The sequence below is a fragment of the Nocardia sp. XZ_19_369 genome, assembly GCF_015355715.1.
GTDB lineage: Bacteria > Actinomycetota > Actinomycetes > Mycobacteriales > Mycobacteriaceae > Nocardia.
In genome coordinates, this window is record NZ_JACVED010000001.1 from 1,212,058 (window position 1) to 1,228,345 (window position 16,288).

The 16,288-nt window shown below is 66.9% G+C and carries 12 protein-coding genes; all 12 read left to right on the plus strand.

From position 1 onward, the window contains the following. Positions 1 to 143 precede the first annotated feature (143 nt). The 12 genes from glf to IBX18_RS05635 all read left to right on the plus strand — a co-directional run bounded on the left by glf (position 144) and on the right by IBX18_RS05635 (position 16,228). A complete protein-coding gene (glf, locus tag IBX18_RS05580) occupies positions 144 to 1,373 on the plus strand; it encodes a UDP-galactopyranose mutase (RefSeq protein ID WP_194832570.1) in 1,230 nt (409 codons plus the stop codon). Then, positions 1,370 to 3,310, plus strand: a complete 1,941-nt coding sequence (locus IBX18_RS05585; protein ID WP_194832571.1) for a glycosyltransferase — start codon at positions 1,370 to 1,372, stop codon at positions 3,308 to 3,310. The genes glf and IBX18_RS05585 overlap by 4 nt, the downstream gene beginning before the upstream one ends. After that, a complete protein-coding gene (locus IBX18_RS05590; RefSeq protein WP_228540313.1) occupies positions 3,307 to 3,924 on the plus strand; it encodes a phosphatase PAP2 family protein in 618 nt (205 codons plus the stop codon). The genes IBX18_RS05585 and IBX18_RS05590 overlap by 4 nt, the downstream gene beginning before the upstream one ends. A 78-nt stretch (positions 3,925 to 4,002) precedes the next feature. Continuing rightward, on the plus strand, positions 4,003 to 4,929 hold the full coding sequence (locus IBX18_RS05595; protein WP_135234264.1) for a decaprenyl-phosphate phosphoribosyltransferase: 927 nt from the start codon (positions 4,003 to 4,005) through the stop codon (positions 4,927 to 4,929). 4 nt (positions 4,930 to 4,933) lie between these two features. Next, positions 4,934 to 6,895, plus strand: a complete 1,962-nt coding sequence (gene zomB / locus IBX18_RS05600) for a flagellar motor control protein ZomB (RefSeq protein WP_228540314.1) — start codon at positions 4,934 to 4,936, stop codon at positions 6,893 to 6,895. Positions 6,896 to 7,155: 260 nt separating this feature from the next. Next, on the plus strand, positions 7,156 to 8,217 hold the full coding sequence (locus IBX18_RS05605; RefSeq protein WP_228540315.1) for an alpha/beta hydrolase family protein: 1,062 nt from the start codon (positions 7,156 to 7,158) through the stop codon (positions 8,215 to 8,217). 302 nt (positions 8,218 to 8,519) lie between these two features. Next, a complete protein-coding gene (locus tag IBX18_RS05610) occupies positions 8,520 to 9,581 on the plus strand; it encodes an alpha/beta hydrolase family protein (protein ID WP_194832573.1) in 1,062 nt (353 codons plus the stop codon). 337 nt (positions 9,582 to 9,918) lie between these two features. Further along, positions 9,919 to 10,929 carry an alpha/beta hydrolase family protein gene (locus IBX18_RS05615; RefSeq protein WP_194832574.1) on the plus strand — a complete coding sequence of 337 codons (1,011 nt, stop codon included), beginning with the start codon at positions 9,919 to 9,921 and terminating at the stop codon, positions 10,927 to 10,929. Between the two features lie 393 nt (positions 10,930 to 11,322). Then, positions 11,323 to 12,357, plus strand: coding sequence for an alpha/beta hydrolase (locus IBX18_RS05620; protein WP_373889161.1), 1,035 nt, complete (start codon positions 11,323 to 11,325; stop codon positions 12,355 to 12,357). A gap of 353 nt (positions 12,358 to 12,710) precedes the next feature. Continuing rightward, the gene (locus IBX18_RS05625; protein ID WP_194832771.1) at positions 12,711 to 14,516 is read left to right on the plus strand and encodes an alpha/beta hydrolase-fold protein; all 1,806 of its coding nucleotides are present in this window, start codon (positions 12,711 to 12,713) and stop codon (positions 14,514 to 14,516) included. 101 nt (positions 14,517 to 14,617) lie between these two features. Continuing rightward, positions 14,618 to 15,157, plus strand: coding sequence for a DUF732 domain-containing protein (locus tag IBX18_RS05630; protein WP_167768901.1), 540 nt, complete (start codon positions 14,618 to 14,620; stop codon positions 15,155 to 15,157). Between the two features lie 126 nt (positions 15,158 to 15,283). Next, a complete protein-coding gene (locus IBX18_RS05635) occupies positions 15,284 to 16,228 on the plus strand; it encodes a cutinase family protein (protein WP_306796151.1) in 945 nt (314 codons plus the stop codon). Positions 16,229 to 16,288 lie beyond the last annotated feature (60 nt).

Here is a 16,288-nt window from a genome sequence, read left to right on the forward strand (position 1 = left end):
GTTTCCGCCAGCCCCACCGCTCGGCAAACTTCCGGCGAAATTCGGATGGCTCGGACACGAAACCCGCCGCGAACAACCCGCCGTTCTGTGCGCCGCACGACTCCACCCAGACCCCGCGCGGACTTCCGATACTCTGGGCTCCCGTGACCGTCGCATCGTCCCCGGGTAACTCCGCCAACTCCACCTCACAGTTCGATCTGATCGTCGTCGGCTCCGGCTTCTTCGGGCTGACCGTCGCCGAACGCGCCGCTACCGAGCTCGGCAAACGCGTGCTGGTGATCGATCGTCGCTACCACCTCGGCGGCAACGCCTACTCGGAGCCGGATCCGGATACCGGGATCGAGATCCACAAGTACGGCGCGCACCTGTTCCACACCTCGAACAACCGCGTCTGGGATTACGTCACCAAGTTCACCGAGTTCACCGGGTACCAGCACCGGGTCTTCGCGATGCACAAGGGGCAGGCCTACCAGTTCCCGATGGGCCTCGGCCTGATCTCCCAGTTCTTCGGCCGCTACTTCACGCCGGAAGAGGCGCGCACACTCATCGCCGAGCAGGCTGCGGAGGTCCAGACCCAAGACGCGCAGAACCTCGAGGAGAAGGCGATCTCGCTGATCGGCCGCCCGCTGTACGAGGCGTTCGTCCGGGACTACACCGCCAAGCAGTGGCAGACCGACCCGAAGGAACTGCCCGCAGGAAACATCACTCGCCTGCCGGTGCGCTACACCTTCGACAACCGCTACTTCAACGACACCTACGAGGGCCTGCCCAAAGAGGGCTACACGAAGTGGCTGGAGAACATGGCCGCCTCCGAGCTCATCGAGGTCAGGGTGAACACCGACTGGTTCGAGGTGCGCGACGAGCTGCGCGCGGCGAACCCGGACGCCCCGGTCGTCTACACCGGTCCGCTGGACCGCTACTTCGACTACCAAGAGGGCGAACTCGGCTGGCGTACCATCGATTTCGAGACCGAAGTGCTCGAGACCGGCGACTACCAGGGCACCTCGGTGATGAACTACAACGACGCGGACGTGCCCTTCACCCGCATCATCGAGCCGCGCCACTTCCACCCGGAGCGCGACTACCCGAAGGACAAGACGGTGATCATGCGCGAGTTCTCTCGCTTCGCGCAGACCGGGGACGAGCCGTACTACCCGATCAACACGCCGGAGGACCGGGCCAAGCTGGCCGCGTACCGCGCGCTCGCGAAGAAGGAAACCGCGGCGGAGAAGGTTCTTTTCGGCGGCCGCCTCGGCACCTACCAGTACCTCGATATGCATATGGCCATCGGCAGTGCGCTCAGCATGTTCGACAATGTGCTGCGACCGCACTTGGAGACCGGTGCGCCGCTCGCTGACGAAAGTGCAGAATGACCTCCCAAGCCCTTGTGGAAGACATGACCACCCAGACTCGCGCGAAATCGCTGCTCCAGCGGATCATCCTGCCCCGGCCGGGTGAGCCGCTCGACGTGCGCACCCTCTACGTCGAGGAATCCAAGACCAACGCCAAGCGCGCGCACGCCGCCACCCGCACCTCGCTGTCGGTCGGCGCGGAGTCCGAGGTGTCGTTCTGCACCTACTTCAACGCGCTGCCCGCGAGCTACTGGCGCCGCTGGAGCATCCTCGAGTCGGTGGTGCTGCGCCTCGAGCTGGCCGGTCACGGCCGGGTGGACGTCTACCGGTCGAAGGCGGACGGTTCGCGAATCCACGTGCAGGGCAAGGAGTTCGCCGTCGCGCCGGGCACCGAGTCGGTGCACGTCGAGTTCGAGACCGACCTCGGTCCGTTCGAGGACGGCGGCTGGATCTGGTTCGACATCACCACCGACACGGCGGTCACGCTGCTGTCCGGCGGCTGGTACGCGCCGGTGGACGCACCCGACGAGGGCACCATCGCGGTCGGCATGCCGACCTTCAACCGGCCTACCGATCTGGTGAAAACCCTTGCCGCCCTTGGCTCGGACCCGCTGGTGCTGGCGAAGATCACCGCGGTGATCGTGGCCGACCAGGGCAACCGCAAGGTGGTCGACGAGCCCGGCTTCACCGAGGCCGCCGCGCCGCTCGGCGACCGGCTGTCCATTCACAACCAGCCCAACCTCGGTGGCTCCGGCGGTTACAGCCGGGTGATGTACGAGGCGCTCGAGACCACCGACGCGCAGTACATCGTCTACATGGACGACGACATCGAGATCGAGCCCGACTCGATCCTGCGCGCGCTGGCCTTCGCCCGGTTCGCCAAGTCGCCGATGCTGGTCGGCGGGCAGATGCTCAACCTGCAGGAACGCTCACACCTGCACAGCATGGGTGAGGTCGTCGACCGCGGCATCTTCATGTGGACCTCGGCGCCGAACGTCGAGTACGACCACGACTTCGCCAAGTACCCGCTCAAGGACCGCGACAACTCCAAGCTGCTGCACCGGCGCATCGACGTCGACTTCAACGGCTGGTGGACCTGCGTGATCCCGCGCCGGGTCGCCGAGGAGATCGGCCAGCCGCTGCCGCTGTTCCTGAAGTGGGACGACGTCGAGTACGGCCTGCGCGCCCGGGTGCACGGCTACTCCACGGTCACCCTGCCCGGTGCCGCGGTCTGGCACATGGCGTGGAGCGACAAGGACGACGCCATCGACTGGCAGGCCTACTTCCACCTGCGCAACAGGCTGGTGGTGGCCTCGCTGCACATGCCGGGCAACGGGCGCGGCATGGTGGTGAACACGGTCAAGGCGACCCTGAAACACCTGCTCTGCCTGGAGTATTCGACGGTCGCCATCCAGAACCTGGCCATCCGCGACTTCCTGGCCGGTCCGGAGCGGCTGTTCCAGCTGCTGCCGAGCGCCCTCGGCGCGGTGCACGCGCTGCGCAAGCAGTACCCGGACGCGGTCATCCTGCCCTCGTCCACCGAACTGCCGCTGGCCAGCCACATCGAGGTCGGCGCGGTCGGCGAGCCGGCCAACCCGATCGCCAAGGTGGTCCGCCTGGCCAAGGGCCTCGTGCACAACCTGCGCCCGGCGCACACCCAGCACCACGAGATCCCGCAGCTGAACGTCCCGACGCTGGACGCCCGGTGGTTCTTGCTGTCGCAGGTCGACGGCGTTACCGTCACCACCGCCGACGGCCGCGGCGTGGTCTACCGCAAGCGCGACCCGCGCCAAGCCCTCGGCCTCTTCAAGGAAGCCATGCGCCTGCGCAAGGAACTGGCCGCGCGCTTCCCGGAGATGCAGCAGCGCTACCGCGCCGCCCACCCGCAGCTGACCAGCACCTCGGCCTGGGAAAATGCCTTCGGCATCGGTGCTGAGACGAAGGGGGACAAGTCATGAGCCTCGCGGACAACACTGCAGTCGACAAGCCGCTGCAGAGCACGAACGGCCACGGCGGCCCGGTCTCCGCGCTGCCGTCCACCGAGCAGGCAGCAGCCGAGGTGCGAATCCTCAATGCGGTGCAGGCCAAGATCGGCACGCCCGAGGTGGTCAAGGTCGCCCGCGGCATGTCGCACTTCGGTGAGCACGCGCTCGGCTGGGTCGGCATCGCCGCGGCGGGCTGGCTGGTCGACAAGCCGCGGCGCAGGCAGTGGGCCGGCGTCGCGGTGGGGGCGGTCGGCGCGCACGCCGCCTCGATCGTCATCAAGCGGGTCGTCCGGCGGCCGCGCCCGAACGATCCCTCGGTGCAGGTCAACGTGTCGACGCCGAGCAAGCTGAGCTTCCCGTCCTCGCACGCCACCTCGACCACCGCGGCGGCGGTGTTGCTCGGCAGATTGACCGGGCTACCCTTGCCTGCGGTGCTCGTCCCACCGATGCTGCTCTCCCGGGTCGTACTCGGGGTGCACTATCCCTCCGATGTGCTCGCTGGTTCGGCGCTCGGTGCCGCGTCCGCCGCCGTTGTGCTTGCCGCCGAAAAGAGACTCGATGACCGCCACAGAAAGAGCTTTGGTTGACATGAGGGAGCGCAGCGAGCGAATCATGAAACAGCGTGCTTCGCACATGACGGAGCCGAGCGCCAGCGAGGTGGAGTCATGAGCGAAGAGCCAACCGGAACCGACCTAGCCGAAGCGGTCGTCAAGGGTCCGCCGAAGACATTGGCCGGTGGGCTGTTCAAGGCTGTCCGGCCGCGGCAGTGGGTCAAGAACGTCCTGGTGCTCGCGGCCCCGTTGGCCGCGGGCACGGCCAACGAACTCGACGTGCTCCAGCCGATCGCCATCGCCTTCGTGGTGTTCTGCATGGCAGCCTCGGGCATCTACCTGATCAACGACGCGCTCGACGTGGACGCCGATCGGGCGCACCCGACCAAGCGGTACCGGCCGATCGCCGCGGGCGTCGTCCCGATCAAGCTGGCGTATGTGCTCGCGGTGCTGCTGCTGGCTGCTTCGATCGCCGGATCGTTCCTCGCCTCCTGGCATCTGGCCGTGGTGATGGCGGTCTACATCGGCATCCAGCTGGCGTACTGCCTCGGCCTCAAGCACCAGGCGGTGCTGGACATCTGCATCGTTTCCTCGGGCTTCCTGCTGCGTGCCGTGGCCGGTGGCGCGGCCGCGGATATCGTGCTGTCGCAGTGGTTCCTGCTGATCATGGCGTTCGGCTCGCTGTTCATGGCGGCGGGTAAGCGCTACGCCGAGTTGCAGATCGCGCTGGGCACCGGCGCCAAGATCCGCAAGTCGCTGGAGTACTACACGCCGACCTATCTGCGGTTCATCTGGACCCTCGCGGCCACGGCCGTCGTGGTGTTCTACGGTCTGTGGGCGTTCCAGCAGGACAGTCTGAAAGACACCAACTGGTTCTCTATTTCTATGATTCCGTTTACCATCGCAATCCTGCGTTACGCGGTCGACGTCGATGGCGGCGAGGCCGGTGAACCCGAAGAGATCGCACTGGGGGATCGCGTCCTCCAGTTCCTCGCAATCGCCTGGATCGGAGCGGTAGGTGTCGCTGTCTATCTCACCTGACGAGATGTTGGTAGCGGGAGTGGAGCAAACGGAATACGCGAACGAGGGGCCGGCTGTGCAGCCGGCCCGCTCGGCGTCGCGGTACACCCTCCTATCCCGCGCCACGTTCGTCGGTGGGATCGCGTTCACCGTCGTCCTTTTCGCCGTCGGCGGCTGGCAGCGCCGCTGGATCGCCGACGACGGTCTGATCGTGCTGCGCACCGTGCGCAACCTGCTGGCAGGCAACGGGCCCGTCTTCAACGCGGGCGAGCGCGTCGAGACCAACACCAGTACCGCGTGGACCTACCTCGTCTGGTTCTTCAGCTGGCTGACCCAGGCGCGACTCGAGTACGTGGTGCTCGGCATCGCGTTCACATTGTCGCTGGCCGCGGTGGTGTTCGCCATGCTCGGCGCGAGCAGGCTGTGGGGCGGCCCGACGTCGGCGCTGCTGCTGCCCGCCGGGATGCTCGTCTACATCGCCATTCCGCCGGCCCGTGACTACGTCACCTCCGGGCTGGAGAGCAGCCTGGTGATCTGCTGGCTCGGCCTGCTGTGGTGGCAGCTGATCCGCTGGAGTCAGGCGGAGCGGGTGCGACTGCCCGGCCTGTTCGGGCTGGTGTTCCTCGCGGGGCTGGCCCCGCTGATCCGTCCGGAGATGACGCTGGTCGGCGGGCTCGCGCTGCTGATGATCGTCATCGCGCCGATGCCGCAGGCGCGGCTGAGTCCGATCGTGTTGCGCGGCTTGATCGTTCTTGTCGCGGGCGTGGTGCCGATGGGCTACCAGATCTGGCGGATGGGCTACTACGGCCTGCCCTACCCGAACACCGCGGTGGCCAAGGACGCGGGCGGCGCCAAGTGGGGTCAGGGCTTCACCTACCTGTGGGATCTGGTCGGCCCGTACTACCTGTGGGTGCCGTTGCTGGTGCTGCTCATCGCGGGTGTGGTCGCGGCCCGCGGCAAGGCACCGGTGCCCGCGGCGCCGATCGGACGCCATGCCGCGCCCGAGGAGCAGTCCCGGTGGAATGCGCACCGGATCCGGGTGTGGCTGCGCTCGCCGGGCGCGGTCGTCACCCTGGTGCTGGTGAGCGGTTTCCTGCTCACGATCTACGCGCTGCGCGTCGGCGGCGACTTCATGCACGGCCGAATGCTGTTGGCGCAGTTGTTCTTGCTGCTGCTGCCGGTCGCCGTGGTGCCGATCCGGTTGCCCGCGGGCGGATTACGGTCGGCCACCGCCGCCGACTGGTCGTTCGCGGTGGTGTTGTTCGCGTTGCTCGGCACCGCGGGCTGGGCGCTGTTCGCCGCCAACACGACCGCCATCAAGACCGGCACCAAGATCTCCGCGTCCGGCATCGTCGACGAGCGGGTCTACTACGTCCTCAACACCGGCCACGATCATCCGATCCTGGCCGAGGACTACCTGGACTACCCGCGCATCCGCCCGATGGTCGACACCATCGCCGCGACCCCGAACGGCGGCCTGCTGCTGAATTCGCCGTCGTTCATGTTCTGGTACATGGCCCCGCCGCCGCAGCCCATCCCGCCGGGCGGCGCCGGGCACACGGTGTACTTCCTCAACCTCGGCATGACCAGCATGAACGTCCCGCTGGACGTGCGCGTCATCGACCAGATGGGCCTGGCCTATCCGCTCGCCGCGCACACCGAGCGGCTCACCGACGGCCGGATCGGGCACGACAAGGCCCTGTACCCGGACTGGGTCGTGGTGGACACCGGCATGGTGGACAAGAAGCCGTGGATGCCCTGGTACATGGACGAGAAGTGGGTGACCCAGGCCCGCACCGCGATGGCGTGCCCGACCACCGAAGCGCTGCTGGTCTCCTACCGTGACCCGCTCACCTTCGAGCGTTTCCGGCACAACCTGCGCAATGCGCTGACCTTCGCCAAGTACCGGATCGACCGGGTGCCCAAGTACGAGATCGAACGCTGCGGCCTGGTCGATCCGTTCCCCAAGGCTCCGCAGCCGCGCTAGAAAACATGCCCGATTAACCCACCGGGGCCTGGACTTTCCGGGCGCCGGTGGGTTGGTGCTTTCACAGGGTCCGGCGCGTCGCATTGGTCGAGTCCACAAATCTGGTGTACACCCCTCTGTCTCGGTTCGATAACGCCAGAGTCACGATGACACGCTAGGCTGCGAAAGTACGCCCGTCATGGCGTCAACTAGGTGTTGGCATCGGCGGGTCATCGTTAGACAACGGCCGATGCTGTTGCACGAACGAGAGGTCGAAACTGATGCGAGGCGTGTTCGGGCGTCTGAATACTCGAAGAGCCGGATCGTGGCTGAAGCGTTCGGCGCTGCTGTCGATGGCGATTCTGCTACCGCTCGGGGTGTCGGTGGCAGGCCCGGCCGGCCCGGCGTCCGCAGCGTTCAACCCGGACGGCTTCGATTTCTGGGTCGACTCGGAGATGGGCCCGATCAAGAATCGGGTGTTCCGGGCCGCCGACGGCAACACCAGTCGCGTGGTCTACGCGCTGGACGGCATGCGCGCCCGGCCGGATCTGAGCGGCTGGGAAGTCGACACCGAGGTCGTGCGCGAGCTGACCAAGTGGAACATGAACGTCGTGATGCCGGTGGGCGGACCATCGAGCTTCTACGCCGACTGGAACGGGCCGAGCGATTTCTTCGGTCTCGGCAGCGCCGGATCCTCGTCCACCGGTTCGGCCAACTCCGGCTCGGGTCTGCTGTCGGGTTCGGCGGGCCTGGGCAAGTCGAACACCTACAAGTGGGAAACCTTCCTCACCAAGCACCTGCGCTACGCGCTGCGTGACCGCCTCGGCTTCAGCCCGACCGGCAATGCCGTGTTCGGCCTGTCCATGGGCGGCAGCGCCGCGCTCACCCTCGCCGCCTACCATCCGGACCAGTTCCGTTACGCCGGTTCGTATTCCGGCTACCTGAACATCTCGGCCCCGGGTATGCGCGAGGCGCTGCGGGTGGCCATGCTGGACGCGGGCGGCTTCAATATCGACGCGATGGCACCGCCGTGGGGCCCGCAGTGGCTGCGGATGGATCCGTTCGTCTTCGCGCCGCGGCTCAAGGCCAACAACACCCGGCTGTGGATCTCGGCGGGCAGCGGCCTGCCGAGCGCTGCCGACGGGCTGAGCTTCAACACCGTCAATGCGATGGGGCTCGAGGCGCTGGCCCTGGCCAACACCCGCGCGTTCCAGGTTCGGATGATGACGCTGGGCGCCAGCAACGCCACCTACGACTTCCCGGCCGTCGGTGTGCACAACTGGACCTACTGGGCCGACGAGGTCTACCGGATGATCCCGGATATGTCCGCCAATATCGGGTGATTCTCGGGTAAGTCTGTTCGACAGGACCGCCCGGTGCCGAGTGCACCGGGCGGTCTTTTCGTGTGCCGGTCGTCCAAGTGCTGTTCGGTAACGAATGTGGAGAGGTAGTGGTCGGTGAGTTGTGGCATGAGTCACTTTCCAGCAACATATAAGCTTCCGCTGCCGATTGATACACGAAGAACATGCACAGAGGTCGATTCGTCCCGTTTCGGTGGACAGCGGCACTCGGTGTCCGAAAGAGGGGGCCGGTAGAGATCGCCAGCTGTTTGCCCCCCGGCCGCCCGAACGAAAGGTCGAGTTTGATGCGAATTGCCCGCTGGAAAGGTAGACCCGGTACCTCGGGAGCCACTGGTTCGTGGGTCAAGCGATCCGCTCTGGGGATCGCCGTGGCACTTCTGCTGCCCTTCGGTATCGCGGCAGCAGGCAGCGGAGCCACCGCATCGGCGGGCTTCGACCCCGCCGCGTTCGACTTCTGGGTCGACTCCGGCATGGGCCCGATCAAGTCGCGCGTGCTGCGCGCCAGGGACGGCAACACCAACCGCGTCGCCTACGTGCTCGACGGCATGCGGGCGCCGGAGAACCTCAACGGCTGGGAAATCGAGACCAACGTTCCCCAGGTGCTGGCGGACTGGAACATCAACGTCGTCATGCCCGTCGGCGGCATGTCCAGCTTCTACGCCGACTGGAACTCGCCGAGCGAGCTGCTCGGCATTCCGGCCGGCACCGGCTCGTCCTCCGGCTCCGGCGCGCTCAACATCCTGGCCGCGGGGCCGGGCAAGAGCTACCGGTACCAGTGGGAGACCTTCCTGACCCGCGACCTGCGCAACGCGCTGCGCGACCGGCTCGGCTTCAGCGACACCCGCAACGGTGTGTTCGGCCTGTCCATGGGCGGCAGCGCGGCGCTCACCCTGGCCGCGTACCACCCGGACCAGTTCAGCTTCGCCGGTTCGTACTCCGGCTACCTGAACATCTCGGCGCCGGGCATGCGTGAGGCGATCCGGATCGCCATGCTGGACGCCGGCGGGTACAACGTCGACTCGATGGCGCCGCCGTGGGGCCCGCAGTGGCTGCGGATGGATCCGTTCGTGTTCGCGCCCAACCTGGTGCGCAACGGCACCCGCCTGTGGATCGCCGCGGCCAGCGGTCTGCCGACGGCGACCGACGGACCGAGCTTCAACACCCTGAACGGCATGGGGCTGGAGGCACTCGCCTTGGCGAATACCCGTGCGTTCCAGGTGCGGATGGCGACGCTGGGCGGCGGCAACACCGTCTACTCCTATCCCGCCTTCGGTATTCACGCGTGGAACAACTGGACCGATGAGGCCTACCGGATGATTCCGGACATGTCCGCCAATATCGGCTGACGAATTCGTCGTAACCAGACCGCCCGGCGCTGTCCAGCGCCGGGCGGTCTGTTGTTTTCTGCCGGGCCGCACTTATTGGCTGGTTGGTCGCTGGCGGCCGAATTGCGATCTTGTCATTGTCAGGACGCGCGAGCTGTCCGCCGATAACGGCAAATCACTGGTTTCCGTCACGATCCGGCATCGCCGTGCGTTTCCCGAACGGGAAAACCCGAATAACTGCCTATAGAAGAGCCATAGGCCCGAGGACTTCGCCGTTGGAAGCCATCGACGCCGAGTGTCGATCTCCATGCACCACGGTTGCGGTCAACGCCGACCGCACGGGCGAAAGGTGAAGTCGATGCGGTCGGATGGAGTACGCGGAACGGTTGCCAGCGGGCACGAATCGATCGGTCGCCGCTGGTTCCGGCGCTCGGTCGCCGGTCTTGCCGTTGCCATGACCCTGCCGTTCGGCGGCGGCCTCGGCACCCCCGCGCAGGCCGCATTCGATCCCGGCGGCTTCGACTTCTGGGTCGACTCCAGCATGGGCCCGATCAAGTCCAGGATCTTCCGTGCCGCGGACGGCAACACCGACCGCGTGGTCTACGCGCTGGACGGACTGCGCGCCCGCAACGATCTGAGCGGCTGGGAGATCGACACCGACATCTCCCGGGTGCTGCCGCAGTGGAACATCAATGTGGTGATGCCGGTCGGCGGCCAGTCCAGCTTCTATTCGGATTGGATTGCGCCGAGTAATACCAACGGCCAACAGCAGGCTTATGCGTGGGAGACCTTTCTCACCGACAATCTGCGCTGGGCGCTGCGCGACCGTCTCGGGTTCAACCCGCGCGGCAACGGCGTGTTCGGCTTGTCTATGGGTGGCAGTGCCGCGCTCGCGCTGGCCGCATACCATGCCGACCAGTTCCGTTATGCCGGTTCATATTCGGGCTATCTGAACATCTCCGCGCCGGCCATGAAGGAGGGCTTGCGGCTGGCCATGCTCGACGCGGGCGGCTACAACATCGACGCCATGTGGGGTCCGCCATGGGATCCGCGCTGGTTGCGCAACGATCCGTTCATGTTCGCGCCACGGTTGCGCGACAACGGAACTCGCCTGTGGATCGCCACCGGCAACGGCGTGAACGGACCACGCGATGTGATCAATGGCCCGATCGACGTCTACCACCTCGGCAATGCGATGGCGCTGGAGACGATCGCGCTGGCCAACACCCGTGCGTTCGAAGCGCGGATGAACAGTCTCGGTCCGAGCAATGCCGTGTTCGTGTACACCCCGGTGGGTGTGCACAGCTGGAACTACTGGCAGGACCAGGTTTTCCAGATGCTGCCAGATCTCAGCGCGAATTTGGGGTGAACTCAATTCGCCGCATTCCCAGGCACTCTCCGCTGTCCACGCCGGGTTCGGCACCCGCGCCCGTGCTGACACTTCCGGCCATCAGGTGAAAATTTGGTGCTCCGGCACGACAATCACCGGCCGAACGCGATAGGGTCACCGCACCATCACAGATTGCGTACGGGCGGATTTCGGCCACCTGGTTGCCTCGGCCTTGCTAAGGCCACCGGCGTCGAATATCGTCCAGCGAGCGCAAGTGTGACCAGATCGTAGTTTCGCAGTCGCATGCGCCGGAATGTCGGGGTCCGGTGTGCTGCGGCGTGCGTCTCGTTGGCAGCACTGGTGCGGTTGCACCCCTCGCGGGGTCGCCGACGGCACCACAACAGGCAGAAAAGCAGAAAGAGAGCAGGATTCATGCGTTTCGGCAGGGCGGCCGCGCCGATGAGAAGTGAGTCGGGACGGCGAGGCGCACCTCGTGGTTGGCGTAATCGAATTCTGGCTGTCGGTGCCGCTGCATTGGCGCTACCGATCGCCGCGGGCGTGGCGGCCCCGATCGCCACCGCGGCACCGGTGCACGCACCGGTCTTGCGTGCTCCCGCAGGCGGATTCGAAGATCTGATGGTCCCGTCCAGCATGGGCCCGATCAAGGTTCAGGTGCAGTGGGCAGCACGCGGCGGCAACGCGGCGCTCTACCTGCTCGACGGACTCCGCGCGCGGGACGACCGCAACGCGTGGTCGTTCGAGACGAACGCGCTGCAGCAGTTCGCGAACGACAACATCACCCTGGTGATGCCGGTCGGCGGACAGTCCAGCTTCTACACGGACTGGTACGCGCCGAGCAACACCAACGGCCAGAAGACCACCTACAAGTGGGAGACCTTCCTGACCAAGGAGCTCCCGACCTTCCTCGAGGGCTACGGCGTCTCGCGCACCAACAACGCGGTGGCCGGTCTCTCCATGGGTGGCAGTGGCGCGCTCGCGCTCGCCGCCTACCACCGGGACCAGTTCAAGTTCGCCGCCTCGTACTCGGGCTACCTGAACATCTCCGCGCCGGGCATGCGCGAGGCGATCCGCGTCGCGATGCTGGACGCGGGCCGCTTCAACGTCGACTCGATGGCGGCGCCGTGGAGCCCGGCGTGGCTGCGGATGGACCCCTTCGTGTTCGCACCGCAGCTCAAGGGCCTGCCGATGTACATCTCGGCGGCCAGCGGCCTGCCGGGTCAGTTCGACAAGCCGAACTCGGCGGTCGGTGCGTTCAACACCAGCAACGCGATGGCGCTCGAGGCCCTCTCGCTGGTCAACACCCGGGCGTTCCAGGCTCGCCTGGCCTCGCTGGGTATCCCGGCCCGGTTCGACTTCCCGGCCCAGGGCACCCACTCCTGGAAGTACTGGGAGGGTCAGCTCTTCAACTCGCGCAACCAGATCCTGGACGCGACCGGCGCCTGGTGATCGCCTGATCAACCACTCGGGCCGTACCCCTCAGGGGTGCGGCCCGAGTTGCGTTTCGGCACAGGTGGTTTGCCGAGCCGTTCGCTGCGGTATCTCTGTGCTCACACATCATTTGTCCCGGTAAGACCGCTTCGGCGCCGCATCTTCTCGCACGGAAGAGGCGGCGCCGGATGCGTTGTGCGAGCCCGCAAAACGAACACGGCGGTTTTCTAATAGTGCGTGTCCTCCCCGGAAGACGGCGTGCACGGGAGTAGAAAGCTCTTGTGGCAGGGATTCGGCGCGGCAGATGGGGGAGACGCGAGCGTCGTGGCGCGCGTCCAGCTCGCGGGCGGTTAGTGCTGCTCGCCACCGCCATGGTCATCCCGTTGGCCGCGGGCGCCGCACCGGCCGCCGCGCAACCCGCTCCCGCCCCGGCACCCGGCCCGGCGGCCGCGGAGGCAGGCGCGCCTGCGACCGTGCGGAAGGTGATCTGGCTGACCGACCGCCGGGTCGCCCTGTGGATCAACTCGCCGTCCATGGCCACCCCGATCCAGGTGCAGCTGCTGCTCGCCAAGGACTGGAACACCCGCCCCGACGTTCGCTTCCCGGTGCTTTACCTGCTCGACGGCCTGCGTGCCACCGACGAGGAGAGCGGCTGGACCAAGGACGCGGGCGCCGTCGAGTTCTTCGCCGACAAGAACGTCACCGTGGTGCTGCCGATCGGCGGCCAGTCCAGCTTCTACTCCGACTGGATCCAGCCGGACAACGGCAAGAACTACAAGTGGGAAACCTTCCTGACCAAGGAACTGCCGCCGCTACTCGAAGCCGATTGGCGCGCGACGGATGTCCGTGGCATGGAGGGGCTTTCGATGGGCGGCACGGCGGCCATGTTCCTGGCCGCGCGCAACCCCGGCTTCGCCAAGTACGCCGCGTCGTACTCGGGCTTCCTCACCACCACCACGATCGGCATGCCGCAGGCCATCCAGTTCGCCATGCGCGACGCGGGCGGCTACGACGTCGGCGCAATGTGGGGCCCGCCGACCAGCCCGGAATGGGCCGCGCACGACCCGTACACGCTGGCCGAGAAGCTCAAGGGCGTCACCCTGTACGTCTCCAGCGGCAGCGGCGCCTCCGGCCCGTTCGACCAGGCGTCCGGCATTCCCGGCGTGAGTACCAACTACGCGGGCATGGGGCTGGAGATCCTGTCGCGGCTCACCTCGCAGAACTTCGTCACCAAGCTCGGCAAGCTGGCGATCCCGGCGCAGGTGAACTACCGCCCGTCCGGCACGCACTCGTGGCCCTACTGGGACTTCGAGATGCGGCAGTCCTGGACGCAGGCCGCGGCCGCGCTCGGCGTCGATCCCGGGCAGACCGGCTGCACCGTCGGCGGGCAGATCGCCACCGTGGCCGTTGCCAACAACTGGCTGGGGGACTGCCTGTCCGCCGAGTATCCGGTGGCGGGCGGCGGTGTGGCCCAGGACTTCCGGTCCGGCCGGGTCTACTTCACCCCGGGCAGCGGCGCGCACCCGGTCGGCGGCATGATCGGCGGCGGTTATCAGGCCACGCAGGGTGCCGCCGGTCCGCTCGGCCTGCCGACCGGTGACGAACGCGGACTGCCGGACGGCAAGGGCCGCATGCAGACCTTCCAGCACGGCTCGCTCTACTGGACCCCGCAGACCGGTGCGCAGGCGGTGCGCGGCGCGATCCTCGACGAATGGGGCAAGCAGGGGTACGAGAGCAGCCCGGCGGGTTACCCGATCGGACCCGAGGTGGCGACACCGAGCCGGGACGGCGCCGTGCAGTCGTTCGAGAACGGCCCGTTCTACTACAGCGCCAAGACCGGTGTGCACCGGGTGCAGGGCATGATCCTGGGCAAATACGCTCAAATGGGTTACGAGAACAGCTGGCTCGGCTTCCCCGCCGCCGAGGAGCAGCCACTGAAGGACCTCGGCCGGTACAGCCGTTTCGAGGGCGGCAATATCTACTGGAGCCCGCTCTCCGGTGCGTGGGCGGTGAAGAACGGTCCGCTCATGGAGGCCTGGCAGGTGCTCGGGTATGAGAACGGCAAGCTCGGCTATCCGATCAGCGACGAGTTCCCCGTCCCCGGCGGCGTGCAGCAGAACTTCCAAACCGGTTTCATCGTGCTGCGCGATGGCAAACCGGAGGTTCACGGGCTTTAAATCTGACCGGTCTGTTTGTTGTCCGGCTCCGATCTCTTAAGTCTTGCCGCTATGTTGGGTGGCGACCTCCCCCGTTTGCGAACAGATCGAGGACAGAATTCATGCAGAGGACCCGTGGCAAGGTATTCGGCGTTGTCGTGGCGATCGCGGCGACCGGCCTGCTCGCCGCCTGCGGTGGCAACGACTCGACCGCATCGAGCACGCCGACGCTGACCCGCACCACGGCGGCGACGCAGCCGCCCGCCTCGTCCACCAGCGGTGCCGACACCGGCCAGCAGGCGCCGGCGCCCACCCCCCAGCCCGAGCAGCCGCCCGCCGAGACGGTCGCCCCCGAGCGTCCACAGCCGGTGCCTGCCGAGTCCGCGCCGCCCGCGGACACCTCGAAGCTCACCGACAAGGACAAGAAGTACCTCGACGCGCTCAAGCAGCAGGGCGTCACGCCGTCCACCCCGGATATCGCGCTCAGCGTGGCGAACTACGTCTGCCAGGGCACCGCGTCCGGGGCCTCCGATCAGGATCTGATGACCTTCGTGACCGCGATGGCCGGCTCCGACCCCTCCTTCGACCCGGCGAAGATGCCGGTCGAGAAGGCCGGAGAGGTCTACATCAGCGCCGCGAAGCAGACGTACTGCAAGGCGTGAGCGACGTGAAGGAGCGCGGCGAGTGAACCGGGAACACAGCTGCACCGCAGGCACGACGGAGCCGAGCGCTAGCGAGGCGCAGTTGTGAATGCGCGCCGTGGTGGCACATCCCGCCGGTCGAGGCCGGTGGGGTGTCTCCTGCTGATCGGGATCCCCGTCCTGATCATCATCGTGGTGCTGCTGCTGTGGTACCTGCTCGCCGGGCTGCTGCGCCAGCCCAAGCCGGGACCGAAGCCGCCCGAGGAGCCGACCTCGCAACCGGCGAGTTGTCCGGACGTGCAGATGATCTCGGTGCCGGGCACCTGGGAGTCCAACAGCAACGACGACCCGCACAACCCGACCGCGAATCCGATCTCGCTGATGCTCAACATCTCCAACCCGATCGGACAGCAGTTCCCGGAGGAACGGCTGGACGTGTACACCGTCCCGTACGTCGCGCAGTTCTCCAATCCCATCGCCATTCCGCCGGACGGCCAGCAGTCCTACAACAACAGCCGGTCCGAGGGCACCCAGCGGATGATCGACGCGATGCAGCAGCAGCACCGCGAATGTCCGTTGACCACCTACGTGATCGCCGGGTTCTCGCAAGGCGCGGTGATCGCGGGTGATGTGGCTTCGCAGATCGGCCAGGGCAAGGGACCGGTGCCTGCGAACAAGGTGCTCGGCGTGACGCTCATTTCCGATGGCAGGCGCACCGGCGACACCGGTCCCGGCCAGCCCGTCCAGATCGGTGCGGTGCCTGCGGGCGTCGGCGCGGAGGTCGCGCTGAAGGGGCTCAACGTCCCCGGCATCACGATGAGCGGTCCGCGCCCGGGTGGATTCGGTGAACTGGCCGAACGCACCTTCACGATTTGCGCGCAGGGCGACCTGATCTGCGACGCACCGCGCGAGGCACTGAGCCCGTGGAACATCATGGGCAGCGTCGGCGCGCTGGTGCGCGCGGCGGGCAACCCGGTGCACGCGCTGTACAACGGTTTCATCGTCGACGAGAACGGCACCACCTCCACCCAGTGGACCGTCAACTGGGCGAACGGCCTCGTCGAATCGGCACCGCATCCGCCGCATTCGTGAGTGCGCTAGCTGGAGACACAGCGCGTAAATCGCACGACGGAGCCGAGCGCCAGCGAGGCG

Coding starts and splice junctions, on each gene's coding strand:
- IBX18_RS05585 (WP_194832571.1), top strand. CDS start 1,370: ATGACCTCCCAAGCCCTTGTGGAAGACATGACCACCCAGACTCGCGCG.
- IBX18_RS05610 (WP_194832573.1), top strand. CDS start 8,520: ATGCGAATTGCCCGCTGGAAAGGTAGACCCGGTACCTCGGGAGCCACT.
- IBX18_RS05590 (WP_228540313.1), top strand. CDS start 3,307: ATGAGCCTCGCGGACAACACTGCAGTCGACAAGCCGCTGCAGAGCACG.
- IBX18_RS05630 (WP_167768901.1), top strand. CDS start 14,618: ATGCAGAGGACCCGTGGCAAGGTATTCGGCGTTGTCGTGGCGATCGCG.
- IBX18_RS05615 (WP_194832574.1), top strand. CDS start 9,919: ATGCGGTCGGATGGAGTACGCGGAACGGTTGCCAGCGGGCACGAATCG.
- IBX18_RS05595 (WP_135234264.1), top strand. CDS start 4,003: ATGAGCGAAGAGCCAACCGGAACCGACCTAGCCGAAGCGGTCGTCAAG.
- IBX18_RS05605 (WP_228540315.1), top strand. CDS start 7,156: ATGCGAGGCGTGTTCGGGCGTCTGAATACTCGAAGAGCCGGATCGTGG.
- IBX18_RS05625 (WP_194832771.1), top strand. CDS start 12,711: ATGGTCATCCCGTTGGCCGCGGGCGCCGCACCGGCCGCCGCGCAACCC.
- zomB (WP_228540314.1), top strand. CDS start 4,934: ATGTTGGTAGCGGGAGTGGAGCAAACGGAATACGCGAACGAGGGGCCG.
- IBX18_RS05620 (WP_373889161.1), top strand. CDS start 11,323: ATGCGTTTCGGCAGGGCGGCCGCGCCGATGAGAAGTGAGTCGGGACGG.